Raw genomic sequence first — 15,910 nt, forward strand, 5'->3', positions numbered from 1 at the left:
ATTCAGACTGTAAACTCACACTATTTTACTGTTTTTAAATTGAACTATTGGCAAAAAAATTGGACAAATTTGGGGACTGAGTCAATACTCAATCCGGTTCTTTTTAATATAACAATAATTTCATGCCTGGGCATTTATTATTTAATTACGGCACTCTTTAGGAATTATCTATATGAAGCAATTGGTTATAACTATTTTGGGACAAGATCGTCCGGGACTTGTAGAAGACATCTCATCTGCAATTTTAAATCATAATGGTAACTGGTTAACCAGTAACTTAAGCCATTTAGCCGGTCACTTTGCTGGCATCATTGAAGTAGCTGTGCCAGCAGAGCATCTGCAAGAATTACAAGACGCATTGCATGGCTTACCACAATTAGAAGTACGGATTGAAACAGGCGCGCATGAACTACCAGACACACCTGCTGAACAGCTTAATTTTGTGATAACTGGTAATGACCGACCAGGTATTATTCAAGAACTTGCAGGAGTATTGCGTCACAAAGGGGCTAATATCACTCACTTAAACTCTAAGCAGCAAAGCGCACCAAACTGGGGACTACCAATTTTCAGCGCCGTAGCAACTGTTGCCTTGCCTTCAGGCATGAATAAAGACGAAGTTGTTGCTGCACTCGAAGCAATTACATCCGACTTAATTGTTGATATTGAAGACGCTTAAGCCACAGCTAAAATTCATCTCTTATAGCTAGATAAACATGTCATAAAAGTGACATGTTTGTCATTTTTATGTCATCTAATTACTTTATATTTTGTTCAGTTGCTATCCAAGGAATAGAATATGAACGCCTGCGCTGATGCGTCTCAAACGATTAATTATTTTGCCCCAGAGTTAAGTTGGCTGTCTTTTAACGATCGCGTTTTACAAGAAGCTAAAGATAAAAATAACCCAATTATTGAACGTATTCGTTTTTTGGGGATCTTCTCAAACAATTTAGATGAATTTTTCAGAGTCCGTGTTGCCGATGTAAAACGACGTATTCTATTAAATAAACTACCAGATACTAATTTTGATGAAGATGAAATTTTACTGACCCAAATTCAGCAAAAGGTTTTGCAGCTTGGTAAAAAATTTAACGTTATTCATCAGCAAATTCTCGATGATTTAAATACCCACAACATTCATGTTGACCGTCCCGAGCAGCTTAGTGAATTTCATATTAACTGGCTAAAAATATTTTTTCATGACAATGTATTACAGCATATATCGCCTATAATGCTAGATGAAAATAAAGACTTCTCAGATCATATTAACGATACAATGACGTACTTGTTTGTCGAAATGTTTAACGACAAAAGTCATTATGCGATGTTAGAAGTCCCTACCGATCGCGTACCACGCTTTGTAATTTTACCACCCGAAAAAACCCGTCGTCATAAAACTATTGTGATGTTAGATGACATTATTTTGTTTTTTTTAAGTGACGTATTTAGCAGTTTTTTTAGTTTTACTGAGATCCAAGGCTACGCAATCAAGCTGACCCGTGATGCAGAATACAACCTAGATGACGAACTAGAAGAAGGCATTTTAGATAAGATGTCTAAGGGCCTAAAACAGCGTATTTATGCCGAGCCGGTGCGCTTAGTATACGACCAAGCGATGCCCGAGCCAATGCTCAAAGTAATGAAAAAACGCTTAGGTGTTACTCATCACGATGCGTTGATCCCCGGTGGTCGCTATCGTAACTTTAGAGACTTTATTGGTTTTCCCAATGTTGGTCGGCAATATTTAGAAAACAAATCATTACCGGCTTTGCAAAGCACAGCATTTAATAATCATGCCAGTGTGTTTGCTGCAATTAGTCAGCAAGATATTCTACTTTATTATCCATATCATACATTTAATCATCTACTGGAATATGTTCGCCAAGCGGCATTTGACCCTCGAGTGACACAAATTAAAGTAAACATTTATCGTGTTGCGAGTAAATCTCGATTAATTTCATCACTGATCAACGCGGCAAAAAATGGCAAAAAAGTCACCGTTATGGTGGAGCTAAAAGCACGCTTTGATGAACAAAATAATATTGAGTGGGCAAAAGTACTCAGTGGCGCAGGTATTAAAGTTATTTTTGGTATACCAGCTCTCAAAGTACACAGTAAGTTATGTATTATTCATCGTCGTGAAAAAGGTCAAATAGTAAAGTACGCGCACATTGGCACTGGTAATTTTCACGAAAAAACCGCCAAAATTTATACAGACTTTAGTTTATTTACTAAACATCAAGGTATTTGTGACGAAAGTGATAGCGTATTTAAGTTTATTGAAAGCAGTTATAAACCGTTTATGTTCGAACATTTGATGATTTCGCCAGTGAACGCTCGACAGCTGTTGCTTGGTTTAATTCACCAAGAAATAACCCATGTTGAAAATGGCCACACCGGTAAAATAACATTAAAAATAAATAACTTAGTAGATAAAGAACTGGTTGATTGTTTGTACTTGGCCGCTCGTAGCGGTGTTAAAATTCGCATTATTGTCCGTGGTATGTGTTCCTTAGTGCCAGGACTCAATAATTTTAGCGACAACATTCGGGTAATTAGTATCGTCGATCGCTTTTTAGAGCACCCGCGAGTTATGATCTTTGGTAATAATGGGGATGAAAAAGTCTATATTTCATCTGCAGATTGGATGACACGTAATCTTGATCATCGAGTTGAAGTTGGCGTGCCTATTTATGATGAAAAACTAAAACAACTCATTGTTGACGTACTTGAACTGCAATTTAAAGATCGTACCAAAGCGAGAATCATTGATAGCGAACAGAAAAATCATTATGTTAGACGCGGTAATCGTAAAAAAATACGTTCGCAAATAGCTATTTATGATCACTTAAAAAAATGGGAAGGCAATTACAATAATGAATGATTATCCCTCAATAGCTGCGGTTGACTTAGGCTCAAACAGCTTTCATTTAGTGGTCGCAAGAGAAGTGGATGGCTCTTTGCAAATTCTCCACAAAGAAAAGCAACGCGTTTACTTAGCCGATGGCTTAGATGAAAAAAACCAATTAAGTCAAATGGCTATCGATAGAGCATTAACGATATTAAAGCAGTTTGCTACTACGCTACAAGACTTCCCTGCGAGCAATGTAAAAATTGCTGCAACTTATACATTACGACGAGCTAAAAATATTAATTCATTTTTAACTCAGGCAAATAGAGTTTTTCCTTATCATATTGATGTGATCTCAGGTCAAGAAGAAGCCCGCTTAATCTATCAAGGTGTTGCTCATTATGTTCATCACGATGAAAACCGTTTAGTTATTGATATTGGCGGCGGTAGCACTGAGCTAATTATTGGCAAGCATTTTAAACATAAGCTGCTCTCTAGCCGTAATATGGGCTGCGTAAGCTATACCAAGCAATTTTTTGCCGATGGTATTATTAATGATAAACGCTTTAGCAAAGCACAAATAAAAGCAGAGCAAGAACTTGAGGTTATTTTTGCCAATTACGTCAGCGCAGGCTGGCAATCGGTAGTGGGGACGTCAGGCACCATCAAATCAATATTAGCCATGATCAACGCTAATGACCCTGAACAAAAAAATATCACACAGGAGCGATTGCTCGAACTTAAAACTCAGTTTATAGCCGCTAAAACTATCGATAACTTACTTATTGAAGGTTTAAGCCCGGAGCGTCAAGTAAGTATTTGCGGTGGCTTAGCTATTTTACTCGCGATTTTTCAGCTGTTTAATATTACCGAAATGGATTACAGCGACTTTTCACTACGTGAAGGTTTACTGCATGAAATGCAGCAAAAGTTAGCGCTTAAAGATATACGCACCAATACCATAGCTAATTTAAGCGAAAGAAACACAATAGATAAAGTACATGCACAACGTGTTGCAAATACTGCCGATTGGTTATTCCTACAAGTACAAAAAGAATGGCAGCTCGACTCATTAGATAATCATCAATTATTAGTGTGGGCAGCGCAATTACACGAAGTGGGTTTAGGTATTAACTCATCAGGCTTACACAAACATAGTGCTTATGTTGTTGAAAATAGTCAGCTGCCAGGATTTACTCAACAACAGCAAACATTATTAAGCTGTATGATACGGTTTTACCGTAAAAAAATTCGTTTAGAAGAATTTCCAACTTTACTCTCGGTGCCGCACTTTCAAATATTACAATTAATTGTATTACTCAGACTAGCTATATTATTAAATCAAAAACGCCTTAACGATCAACATCAAGAGTTAGTAGTGTCAGTAAAAGGCAATAGTATGCTATTGCAGTTCCCAGCTGATTGGCTCAATGAACAAACCTTGCTTCATGCTGATTTACAACAAGAGCAAAAATATTTGAAGAAAGTAGGCTTTTTAATCGACTTTGTGTGATTTACAGACATAGCTAAATTTGGATAGCATGCGCTATCCAAATTAGATCTTCTATTACATGTCCATATGGCGATTAGCACTTTGCATCATTTGCTTTAATCCTTGATGTTCAAGCTCCAGCAATTGAGATAGTTTCTCTTTACCTGTTGGCGTTTCTGCACGACTAAGTAAGTATTGATAAAGATTGATCACCTTTTGATGCTGATCTGATATATAACCTTGCATGGCTTGCTCATCAACACGCGTATCACGGTTTAAATCTGTAAAATTAATCAGTTCAGAGTTTTCAGCAAAGTACTCGTAACAATAAGTATCTAAGGTATTGATCTCCGTGATGGCTTTAAAACCAACTAAATCCTCAGCCAACTTTTTTTCGTACTTAACAAAGTAGTCTGCCAGCATTTGGTTATGCTCTGCTAAATCGTCTCTGAGACTAAAAAAATTTGCCGCCATTTGGGTATGAAATAGTACAGTCCAGTCGTACACTTCTTGTATTGTTTTAACTTGCATGTGCGTTCCTTAATTAACCCTAGTAACCATACTCCTGCGTAAAACGTGCCAATAAAAAGTTAAATTAAAACAGAGAGATATTAAAAAACCATCACCCAAACTCGTATAAGTTACAAGTAATAGGGTAATTTTTATAGGGTGGCGGTAAAAAGCGGTGGCTCCTATTTTATTTAAACTATGGCTAAGTGAAATACCGAGTCAATAACAGGCATTATTCAGATAAATCAATATATGTTCATTACAGCCTTTTCATATCCTAGCCGTAGATAAAATACGCGCTGCTAAATATGAAAAGGCAATAACAAAGAGCTGAGCTATTCTTGCTATTTATACTGATGTTGAAGTGAGGCTGGTTTACCCCTCTTCAAACTCTTTATAAATAAGCCACTTTGGAAGGTAGGGGGTGTCGGGTACCTGCCAGCCATGCTTATCATAGGCAAGGCTTGCCACCGCGCTTATCAGCAAGGCTACATCACCTTTCCACGTGACCGCCCCCTCCGGTGGGTCGTTATAGAATGTGTAATGTAATTCAATAGCTTTATGGATTGCCCGTTGGTAATGAGCGGCATCGTTTGATAACAGCGCTACCCACACATCCAAATAAGGTAAGAATAGCTGGTTCACGTAAGGCGCTCTAAATTCATCAACATGCTCAGGGCCTGACTTTTCCATTACCTCCCGTAATAACACTGTTTGGTCTGCGTCTTGTACAAATATATTTCGCACAAACTTGAGGAGTGCGAAGTCAAAGGCATCAGGGTACTCAAGCCAATCTTCTTCGCACCGGCAGATTAGCTCAACCGCATCAGCCTCTCTTAAGCAAAGCGCTAAACTCAATTGCAATAACCAATTATCAACCATGACTTCGCGATGTTCAGAATGACCCTCTAAGCGAAACACGTGCTCTTTTAAGGTAAAAATATGGCGCAGCCCTGGGTTCGACACTAAATTATAGTGCGCATGTAATAAATCTAGGCCAAAGCGCATAATAGGCACGCCATCAAGCCCTTTTTCTGCATTTTGTGCATGAAAGCTTAGACTTATACAATCCATTGCGTCAGAGTTTAACCGTGCCTGCGGCTCCTCATAAATCGCGGGCTCTAGCTCGAGATAACGCTGCCACCTATTGTTATAAGTATCTAAATGAATTTGATAGGCATTTTGCAAATTCACTAATTTATAGTGGTCATTGTGGTACTTTAAATGGCTCATAACTTGATACTTCCAATAGTGTAATTTGTCACGTCAAACGTTGGCTTTAAGCTACTGCCGGTTTGAAAACCCTGCTGTACTTTACGAAATTCAATCTTACCAGAGTAATTCTTAAATGCTTCTAAGGTATTACCTAGCGCTTTTATTTCAGCGCTATTGTTGCCCGCACCAATCGCCTTATTGTACTCGCGCTGCATGTTTTCAACTACTGACTGTACATAAGAGGTACTACCTTGCTCAACGCGTTTACCTTTATCTTGCAATGCTGCTCGCAGCGACTTTGCATCAGGCAGTTTGTTACCATACAAAAGCGCAATGGCCAGGTCTTTCTTTTTGCCACTATCTTACTTATTCGAGAAAAAATAAAGGGACAGGCATAATAAAACAAAAGTCAAAGGACAGGCCCATATTTAACCAGAAAATTTCGCACTTATGCCATCGATATTTCTTTTATTGCCCACTGTAAATAGCAGCACTTAGAAGAATAAAAGGGACAGGGTTTTAGAAGAATCAGCTAAGTTAGGTATAGCTAGGTACTTTACTTTAGATTCTGTACTTCAATAACTTAATAAAGATGCAACGGTTCAGCCCGTACCTTTATACCATTTGACATCATTGCCAGCGGTAGGGTGGCCATTATTATGGCTACTTCTACAAAGCTTCTAAAGTTGAGGTACAACAGCACGATAATAATCGCTAAGGTCAGAGGTAATACATAAGCGAGCTTATCTTTAGCACGCTCCATGTATTCATATTGCCCAGCCCAGGTTATTGAGTAACCTGCTGGTAGCACTAGTTTTTCGTCAAGCACTTTGCGTGCATTGTCTACATAACTGCTGATATCAATGCCATCGCTGCCAAGAACTGGACAGACATTGGCACTAAACGATGACTGAGGCGAAAGCCAAGGGCCTTAATTAATCATCAATGATGCTTAATTAAACTGCCTAAATTCATATGGCGTTCTTTATTCAAGCCACAGTGCATATTCACACCAATCGACGTCATTATTAGATGTGTAGTCATATCTAAAGTGAGTTAAAAAAATAACAACACTTGGTTTTTTGAATAAAAAGAACAAGAAAACACAGCTGCCTGCTTGACCGGAACTTTCTAATGGGTGCCCTACTCTTTTTATTCTTTTCTGACCCTATTCTTTTCTTCCTCGGTGAATAGCCCTAAGTGTAGGCAAATCATTAAAGATGGGTGGTTTCTTAAACTGGTCTTAAATCAACCCAGCTTTAGTGTGTTATACTTTGATGAGATACTTCAAATTATACTAATTTATAAGTCACATGGAAGAGCAACAACATTTCGATGAACTGCTATTTATTGCGAAACAAGAAAAATTAGCTAAATCTGTAAAAATACATAACGAATTTAATGATATAAATACAATTGCTGGTGTCGATGTTGCCTATAAAGAACAATCATCTGAAGTTGTTGGCGCAATTACGGTACTGAATGCTGATACATTAGAAGTACTTGAAGTACAAACCAGTATTGAGCCTATCAGCTTTCCTTATATCCCTGGGCTGTTTTCATTTCGTGAGGTCCCCCCTCTTTTAAATGCATTTAATAAACTGACCATAGTACCTGATTTAATTGTTTGCGATGGGCATGGCATTGCACATCCAAGACGCTTTGGCCTTGCTTGCCACTTGGGTGTCACCTTAGATATCCCAACCATAGGCTGCGGAAAAACCAAGTTGTTAGGCGAGTTTAAAGAACTTGCAAAACACCGCGGCGCAACATCAAATTTAATGGATAGAGCTGAAATTATCGGCAAAGTTTTACGTACACAAGATAATATCAAACCCGTTTATGTATCCATTGGCCATAAAGTATCTTTAGATACTGCAGTTGAGTGGGTGTTAAAACTAGCGTCTAAATATCGACTCCCAGAAACCACTCGTCAAGCAGACCAATTGGTTAATAAAACTTTAAAAGAACATAGAGAAAATACTTATGAAAAACCATAAGTCTCACATAGTCATTAATAAGTTTTATTTCCGTATGAAATATTTACCTTCTTAAAATTATCATTTCGAAAAGCAATGACTTCATCTAACGTTAAATTAACTAAATGGTGAAAGCTTAGTTCTTCTAGCTCCACCCAAGCATGTTTGTTCAGCTCGTATAAAATACTCCAGCTAACATTTGAAACAAAAAGCGCATTAACTGGGAATCCTAACAATGATGGCAGTAATTCTGCAAACTTTATATCCGTTACGTCTTGTAAACTAAGCTCTATAACATTATCAGTAGGCAATTTTTTTATATCGCTAAAGCTAGTGATTTTTAGCGGTGAATTATCAACTGCAGCATTCAAACAAAAAATATCGTCAATACTTTTATAGATATATATACCACGAAGCCTGTTTTCTTTACTAAAAGCTAACTTTAAACTTCTTTTATCCTCTGCTTGAAACCTAGCTTTATAATAAGACATCACTGAAGGTTCATTCCATATATATTCATACCGAAGAGGCCCTGCGCCATAAATTAATTCAGAGTAGCAATCATGCTTATGAAAGTGTTGAGACAAACCATCTAATTCCCATCCTTCAATGATACAACGTACATCACACACCCAACCATAGGCAGTCTCATAGACAACACCATTGAAAGGTTTGCCTTCGTGAATAAGCTGAAAATTTCCATCCCATTCTTGATCAATGGCCGCATCTAAAAGCTCAAGCCCTTTAATGTCTATAAAAGGTAAATCGTAATCACCCAATATTTGACCATTAAAAAATTGCTTTTTGCTAACAACAATCCCCCTTTCAGCTAAAATAGCAACGCCCGTAAAGGGCGCTCCTTTGAGAAAGTAGGTATTATCTTGATTCACTAGCGCATCAAACACAACAAGTGGTGGAGCTTCACATTTCATTAATCAACTCTTCCTGTGAGAATTTCAAACTTTTGTAATATACCAGCAAATAATAGGGGTCAGATCACTTGCTTCATAATACTCTGTCATGGTTGTTCAGGTACTGGCATATGAGCAGTGTTGTGAAGCAACGAACCTGACCCCTGTGTACATAAAAATAATAAATTAAAGTATTAGAATAAAGGAGTCAGGTAGTTAGCCCACTCCTTTTTATTATCTGCTTTACAGACCCCGCTTTCGCCATAGCAAATACACTGCGGGTAATACGAGCAAGGTTAATACAATCGCACTAAACATACCGCCGACCATCGGCGCGGCGATGCGGCTCATTACTTCACTGCCGGTGCCTGTGCCGTAAAGTACAGGGAGCAAACCGATTATAATAGTGGCGACTGTCATCATCACTGGGCGTACTCGCAGGCCTGCGCCTTCGACTATGGCTTGTTTAAGCTCCGCAAAACTAAGCGTTGTACCTGCTAGCTTGGCTTGAGCACACTTTTCTTGGTAGGCTTGATTTAAGTACACCAGCATAATCACGCCAATTTCCACCGCGACCCCAGCAAGGGCAATAAAGCCCACCCCCACGGCGACTGAGAAGTTAAAGCCCTCTAAGTACATTAACCAGATGCCTCCGATCATCGCCAGCGGTAAGGTTGCTATTATAATTGCCACTTCTACAAAGCTTCTAAAGTTGAGGTATAACAACACAATTATAATCGCTAAGGTCAGTGGTAATACATAGGCGAGCTTTTCTTTCGCACGTTCCATGTATTCATATTGCCCTGCCCAGGTTATTGAATAACCTGCTGGTAGCACTAGCTTTTCGTCAAGCACTTTGCGCGCATTGTCGACATAACTACCAATATCAATGCCATCAATATCAATAAAGCTCCAGCCGTTTAAGCGGGCATTTTCGCTTTTTATGCCCGGCGGACCATCTTCAATAAATACGTCAGCCACATCGGCAAGAGCAATGCGTTGCCCTGCAGGGGTGACTATTGGCAATAGCATCAGTTCTTCGGGCGAATCCCGGTAGTCTTGCGGATAACGTAAGTTTACCGGGTAACGCTCTTGCCCTTCGACCGTTTCGGTTACATTCATGCCGCCAATTGCGGTGGCAACCACTTGCTGCACATCGGCAATATTTAAGCTGTAACGGGCGGCTTTTTCACGGTTGATATCGACCTTGATATAACGCCCACCTGCTACTCGCTCAGAGTAAACGGAAGCCGTGCCGGGTACATCTTTAAGTAACACTTCAATCTGCTGACCAATTTTTTGAATCTCGCTCAAATTTGGTCCCGCAACTTTAATGCCCACAGGGGTTTTAATCCCAGTTGCCAGCATATCAATACGAGTTTTGATCGGCATCACCCATGCATTAGTCAGGCCTGGAAACTTCACTAAGCCGTCGAGTTCTTTTTTCAACTTGTCTAAGGTCATGCCTTCGCGCCACTGATCTTTTGGCTTGAGCTGAATAAAGGTTTCAATCATGGTCAGTGGCGCAGGATCGGTTGCTGTTTCTGCCCGGCCGACTTTACCAAACACGGTTAACACCTCTGGCACTGTGGCGATGAGCTTATCGGTTTGTTGTAAAATCTCGCGCGCTTTCCCAATCGATAAACCAGGATAAGTCGTCGGCATATACATTAAATCGCCTTCATCCAGCGGCGGAATAAACTCACTGCCAATTTTATTGACCGGATAAAAGCCAATAACAGCGACCACCACAGCCAGTACTAAAGTCATTTTAGGGAACCGCAAAACCGTGTTCAGCAGCGGCTTGTAAGCATTCACTAGCAAGCGGTTTACTGGGTTGTTGTGCTCTGAAATAACTTTGCCGCGTATAAAGTAACCCATTAATACCGGTACTAAAGTGATAGCTAATCCTGCAGATGCGGCCATGGCATAGGTTTTAGTGTACGCTAACGGAGCAAACATCCGGCCTTCTTGGGCTTCTAAAATAAACACTGGCATAAAGCTCACGGTAATAATCATTAAGCTAAAAAACAGCGCTGGACCGACTTCACTGGCAGCATCGGTGACAACTTGCCAGCGGTTTTCATCGGTTAGTGGCGTTTTTTCCATGTGTTTATGCATGTTTTCGATCATTACAATCGCGCCGTCGGTCATCGCGCCAATGGCGATAGCAATACCACCGAGCGACATTATATTGGCGTTTATGCCTTGCCAATACATGATGATAAATGCCGTTAATATTCCCAGCGGTAAAGTGATAATTGCCACCAAGGACGAGCGTACATGGAACAAAAATACGATGCAAATAAGCGCCACTACCACTAGCTCTTCAAATAGTTTGCTGGTGAGGTTATCCACTGCATTTTTGATCAGATTAGAGCGGTCATACACAGGCACAATTTCTACCCCATCGGGTAAGCCTTTCTTGAGTGATTCAAGCTTTGCTTTCACCAGCTCTATGGTTTTTTGTGCGTTTTCGCCATAGCGCATCACCACTACGCCACCAGCTACTTCGCCCTCGCCGTTTAGCTCAGCAATGCCACGGCGCATTTGTGGCCCAAGGCGAATATCGGCTACATCGCGTAATTGCAGCGGTGTGCCGTTGGCATTCACCCCAAGTGGAATTGCCTCTAAATCAGCGACGCTTTTTATATAACCGGTGCTGGTTACCATGTATTCGGCTTCGGCCATTTCCACCACCGAAGCGCCCATTTCTTGGTTACCTTGCTTAATTGCGGTTTGAATTAAACTCAGTGGTATACCATAAGCACGCAGTTTATCTGGCTCTACATTGACTTGATATTGCTTCACCATACCGCCCACTGAGGCCACTTCTGACACCCCTGGTACGGTTTGCAATTCAAACTTTAAAAACCAATCTTGCAAGCTGCGTAACTGGCTAATGTCGTGCTGATTGGTTTTATCCACCAGCGCGTATAAATAAATCCAACCTACACCGGTGGCATCTGGGCCCAGCTCTGCGGTTGCGCTGTCGGGCAAGCGGCTTGCTACTTGACTTAAATACTCTTGCACTCGACTTCTAGCCCAGTAAAGATCAGTGTTTTCATCAAAGATGACATATACGTAGGAATCACCAAAAAATGAAAAACCACGTACTGTTTGCGCCCCGGGTACTGAGAGCATCGCGGTGGTAAGTGGGAAAGTAACCTGATCTTGCACCACCTGTGGCGCTTGCCCTGGGTATGAGGTTTTTACAATCACCTGCACATCGGATAAATCAGGTAAGGCATCAACTGGGGTATTTTTTACCGCAAATAAACCGCTGCCAATGAGTATTGCTGTTAGCAATAATACAAAAAAGCGATTGGTAACGGACCAACGAATAACTGCTGCTATCATAAAGCCTCCTAATGTCCGTTATGCGATGACATGGCGCTATTGTCAATAGTTCGCATGCTTGATTCAGTATCGATACGCTGGATCACGAACTCACCATCTTGCACACTAAAAGTAAATGTCAGCTGTTGCTTCGGCTCAAGGCTACTTAAATCAATATGTTCAGCAAACATAAAGTCCATAGTGGCCGGATCTCGGTGCCATTTCTCAATTGCACCACGGCTAATATTGGCAGTGCGCTGGGCTTTATTAATGCTGTTGATAGTACCGGTTACGGTCGCCATATTTTGCGCTTCGCTCATCATATGGGTGGAATCCATAATATGAATGCCGCTAATCATATAACTGCTATCGGCTTTTTTAGTCAACTCAAAATGCAGTGTTTGCCCAGCTTGCAGCGCTTGAAAATCAACGCTATCGGCAACCGTAAAGTCCATTTTCATACTAGGCCAATCGAGCTCTTCAATAGGGTCATGGCTGATATTCACCATACGGTGACCTGCCATTACACTATTAACGACTCCTTTGCCCCACACGCTAGTGGTAGCTTCTGGTGTTTGCATGCGCTTAAAATCAGAGCTTTTGCTGGATTCTGAATCTAACAAGAATTGCGCTGACGTCACCACTTCATCATCGGCTTTAACGCCCGCTAAAATAACGGCGTTATGGCTATCACTGCGGCCCAGTTCGACTGCCACCGATTTAAAGCGTCCTTCGCCTAAAGCGATAACAACACGGTCTTGGGAACCGGTGCGGATCACCGCTTCTTTAGGTACTATAAGTTGTTGCTCAGCAGCTTTAGCATGGATGCTTACTTGCGCAAACATATTCGGTTTTAGTTGGTGATCTTGATTATTAAAGCGTAAACGCACCCGCAAAGTACGGTTTTTGGCATCCAATGTTGGGTAAATATAATCGACCTTACCGCGCCAGCTTTGTCCGGCAATATAATCTAGAGTCATAGTCACCGGTAAACCGACTTCAATAAGCTGCGCTTGCCGCTCGAATACTTCGGCTTCTACCCAAACTTCATCAAGTTGAGCAATACTCATCATTGAGGTGCCTGGCTTGACATAAAAACCTTCGCGCACATTAAGTTCATCAACCACACCACTTTGGCGAGCATAGAAGGTAATATTTTGCATCACCTTTTTATTAACTTGTAGGCGCTCGACAAAACCATCCGACACATTCAATGCTTTTAAGCGCGCTTTGGCTGCACGAATAAGCACGGTGTTATTACGATCAACAGCCAGTACAAATTCTTCTTGAGCATTTACCAGTTGCGGAGAGTATAAGGTATACAGCGGTTCCCCTTGTTTTACCTGATCGCCAGCGGCTTTAACGTACAGCGTTTCTATCCAGCCTTCTACACGCGGGTGAATATGCACTAACTGATCTTGATTGTATTGTACGTAGCCCACCGTTTTTACTTCACTTTGCAGTGCCTTGAGCTGTACTTTAGCCGTTCTAACCCCTAAGTTATTAACAACAGCAGGGGAAATTGTCACTGCACCGGGACCATCTTGATTGTTGTCAGCTCCTTCACTATACACAGGTACTAAGTCCATCCCCATTGGTGAAAGCCCTGGTGCATCACGGCGATAATTACTATCCATAGGCGCAACCCAATATAATGGTTTTTTCTGTGCGCTGATCACCTCGGGTTCTGTACTACTACCAAAAAAATACAAGCCACTAGCAGATATTCCTGCACCTATAAGTACTGCGATAAGCAATTTTAAATTAGTGTTCACGGTGCTCTCCTGCTAATTGCTCAACCATCACAGCAGCATCTTTGCTACTAGCGTAATAATTCAGGCGAGCAATAATAATTTGTTGATCAATCTCTATGTTTAACGCATCAATTTTGGCATTCAGTTCGCTGATACGGGCGCGCATTACTTCTGAAAAGTCACCATCATCACGGGTATAAGCATTTAATGTAGCTTGTGCTTGCTCTGCCATTTGTGGCAATAATTTAGTTTGATAAAGTGCATCACGCTTTGCTAATTGGGGCAACTGACTAAACTCTTTAAAATACATCCCTTGTAGCTTTTGTAATGCAATTAGTTTTTGAGTTTTCACCGCCTCAGCCATAGCTATCGCCGCATTAACTTGTTGGTCTTGGCGGTTATCAGTAAATAGTGGTAAATCAACACTCACACCAACTGAAAACAGATCCGCTCGGGAATCCCCCATTGGCGTATCATCGCGATAACCATAGCCCATATTTACCCCAAACTGCGGTTTATAGCCTTGTTTTGCCACCTCAACTTCTGTTTGTTTAGCCGCTACTGTTTTATCAAGCGCGATAATCGCTGGATGCGCCATTAATAATGGCATCAACTGTGCAAATTCAAGCTGCGCAAAATCAACTAAAGGCGCTATATCATGACGTTTTGCGCTGACAGGCTGAGTTAACATGTTGATTGGTAACCATTGCGATAAACGCTTTTTCGCGCTTTCGAACTGCTGCTCTAACATCACTAATTTATCTTCAAGGCGGGTTAACTCTAGCTGCGCTCGAATAATATCTTGTTGGCGGGTGTTACCTACTGAGCTGGCATAACTCGATTCAGTAATATCAATAAGTTGCGAGAACAATGCTTTATCTTGCTCAATTAACGCAATACTTTGCTGGGCACGATACGCATTGAGCCAAGATTCAATAACAATGGTTTTTACTTGAGCGAGTCTGTCGGCTCGTAGCCAAGGATATTGCTGCGCTGACTGCGCTAACGCATGCTGCTTAAGCGCTAAGCTATCGCCACGGCTAAACATTTGGCTCACGCCAACTTTTAATTGGGTCATGCCTTCTTGGTCAAAAGCAAAACCGTCGGTGGGTAAATTCATTAAGCCCACCGTTAATACTGGATCCGGCAGTGTGCCTGCAGCTAAACTTTGTGCTTGTATAGCAGCTTGTTGATATTTGCTGGCGGTTAGCCATGGCTCATTATCAAGTGCATAGCTGAGCGCTTCATCAAGGCTTAATTCATTACTGTGTGCTGGAATTGCAGTTGTTAGCATAAGCGCTAAAAAACTGACTTTAAATACTGCGAAGTGATTCATCACTTACTCCACTAAAATTAAAAGACAACTAAATTTAGGGGCAGAAAAGGTGATTTAGGTAAATTTTAGACGCACCTATCCTGCAATTAAGCAGGCATAGGAGGGCGATACAGTGAACTGGCTATACGATGTTGATTTTGCGGGATATAAAGTTGTACTTTTTCAGACGTCGTCAGTATAACGGTAACTAACACACTCATGTTTAACATTGAGTGAGTACTGCAGGCGCTCATTGGACAACCACACTCTTGATTAGCGGTTGCGTCATCGTCACAACAATCCATGTTCATCATACCCGCAGACATGTCGTGATGCATATCACTACTATCAGCCATAGTTGCTTGCGGTTGACTCATGTGTGGCATATCACAACTCATAGTTACAGACGCAACCGCTTGACCCACTAAAGTGAGCAATAAAACGACTGTGAATAAACTAATATAAATGCGTTGCAAAAAAGTGCCTTTTATAAATTAGGTTCTAGGTTCTAGGTTCTAGGTTCTAGGTTCTAGGTTCTAGG

12 protein-coding genes and 1 pseudogene are annotated in these 15,910 nt (G+C 40.9%); 4 read left to right on the forward strand and 9 right to left on the reverse strand.

The features are described from left to right. Positions 1-172: 172 nt before the first annotated feature. The 3 genes from H5162_RS15015 to H5162_RS15025 all read left to right on the forward strand — a co-directional run bounded on the left by H5162_RS15015 (position 173) and on the right by H5162_RS15025 (position 4,367). Positions 173-679, forward strand: coding sequence for a glycine cleavage system protein R (locus tag H5162_RS15015; RefSeq protein ID WP_145238210.1), 507 nt, complete (start codon positions 173-175; stop codon positions 677-679). 120 nt (positions 680-799) lie between these two features. Beyond that, positions 800-2,887, forward strand: coding sequence for a polyphosphate kinase 1 (ppk1, locus tag H5162_RS15020; RefSeq protein ID WP_145238207.1), 2,088 nt, complete (start codon positions 800-802; stop codon positions 2,885-2,887). Next, positions 2,880-4,367, forward strand: a complete 1,488-nt coding sequence (locus tag H5162_RS15025) for an exopolyphosphatase (protein WP_182778885.1) — start codon at positions 2,880-2,882, stop codon at positions 4,365-4,367. The genes ppk1 and H5162_RS15025 overlap by 8 nt, the downstream gene beginning before the upstream one ends. A 54-nt stretch (positions 4,368-4,421) precedes the next feature. Here H5162_RS15025 and H5162_RS15030 read toward each other — a convergent pair whose 3' ends face one another. The 4 genes and pseudogenes from H5162_RS15030 to H5162_RS15045 all read right to left on the reverse strand — a co-directional run. Further along, a complete protein-coding gene (locus H5162_RS15030; protein ID WP_145238201.1) occupies positions 4,422-4,877 on the reverse strand; it encodes a hypothetical protein in 456 nt (151 codons plus the stop codon). A 354-nt stretch (positions 4,878-5,231) separates the two neighbouring features. After that, the gene (locus H5162_RS15035) at positions 5,232-6,089 is read right to left on the reverse strand and encodes an immunity 49 family protein (RefSeq protein WP_182760305.1); all 858 of its coding nucleotides are present in this window, start codon (positions 6,087-6,089) and stop codon (positions 5,232-5,234) included. Further along, a complete protein-coding gene (locus tag H5162_RS15040) occupies positions 6,086-6,397 on the reverse strand; it encodes a hypothetical protein (RefSeq protein WP_182778887.1) in 312 nt (103 codons plus the stop codon). Before H5162_RS15040 ends, H5162_RS15035 begins: the two co-directional genes overlap by 4 nt. 302 nt (positions 6,398-6,699) lie before the next feature. After that, a pseudogene (locus H5162_RS15045) lies at positions 6,700-6,942 on the reverse strand (efflux RND transporter permease subunit); the annotation flags it as partial. 442 nt (positions 6,943-7,384) lie between these two features. On the opposite strand from H5162_RS15045, the gene nfi reads away from it, so the two are divergent. Further along, complete coding sequence (gene nfi / locus H5162_RS15050) at positions 7,385-8,071, forward strand: deoxyribonuclease V (protein ID WP_182778889.1); 687 nt, start codon at positions 7,385-7,387, stop codon at positions 8,069-8,071. A gap of 14 nt (positions 8,072-8,085) precedes the next feature. Here the strand turns inward: nfi and H5162_RS15055 are convergent, their stop codons facing one another. The 5 genes from H5162_RS15055 to H5162_RS15075 form a co-directional block, all read right to left on the reverse strand. Then, positions 8,086-8,982 carry a hypothetical protein gene (locus H5162_RS15055; RefSeq protein WP_182778891.1) on the reverse strand — a complete coding sequence of 299 codons (897 nt, stop codon included), beginning with the start codon at positions 8,980-8,982 and terminating at the stop codon, positions 8,086-8,088. Positions 8,983-9,204: 222 nt separating this feature from the next. Beyond that, positions 9,205-12,321, reverse strand: coding sequence for an efflux RND transporter permease subunit (locus tag H5162_RS15060; RefSeq protein ID WP_182778893.1), 3,117 nt, complete (start codon positions 12,319-12,321; stop codon positions 9,205-9,207). Positions 12,322-12,329: 8 nt separating this feature from the next. Further along, positions 12,330-14,075: an efflux RND transporter periplasmic adaptor subunit gene (locus H5162_RS15065; RefSeq protein WP_182778895.1), complete on the reverse strand. Its 1,746-nt coding sequence runs from the start codon at positions 14,073-14,075 to the stop codon at positions 12,330-12,332. Further along, positions 14,065-15,390 (reverse strand): TolC family protein, encoded by a 1,326-nt coding sequence (locus H5162_RS15070; protein WP_145238183.1) that lies wholly within the window; start codon positions 15,388-15,390, stop codon positions 14,065-14,067. Before H5162_RS15070 ends, H5162_RS15065 begins: the two co-directional genes overlap by 11 nt. Before the next feature lie 86 nt (positions 15,391-15,476). Continuing rightward, positions 15,477-15,845, reverse strand: a complete 369-nt coding sequence (locus H5162_RS15075) for a hypothetical protein (protein WP_182719192.1) — start codon at positions 15,843-15,845, stop codon at positions 15,477-15,479. Between the last annotated feature and the right edge of the window lie 65 nt (positions 15,846-15,910).

The organism is Pseudoalteromonas sp. SR41-8, assembly GCF_014163915.1.
GTDB lineage: Bacteria > Pseudomonadota > Gammaproteobacteria > Enterobacterales > Alteromonadaceae > Pseudoalteromonas > Pseudoalteromonas rhizosphaerae.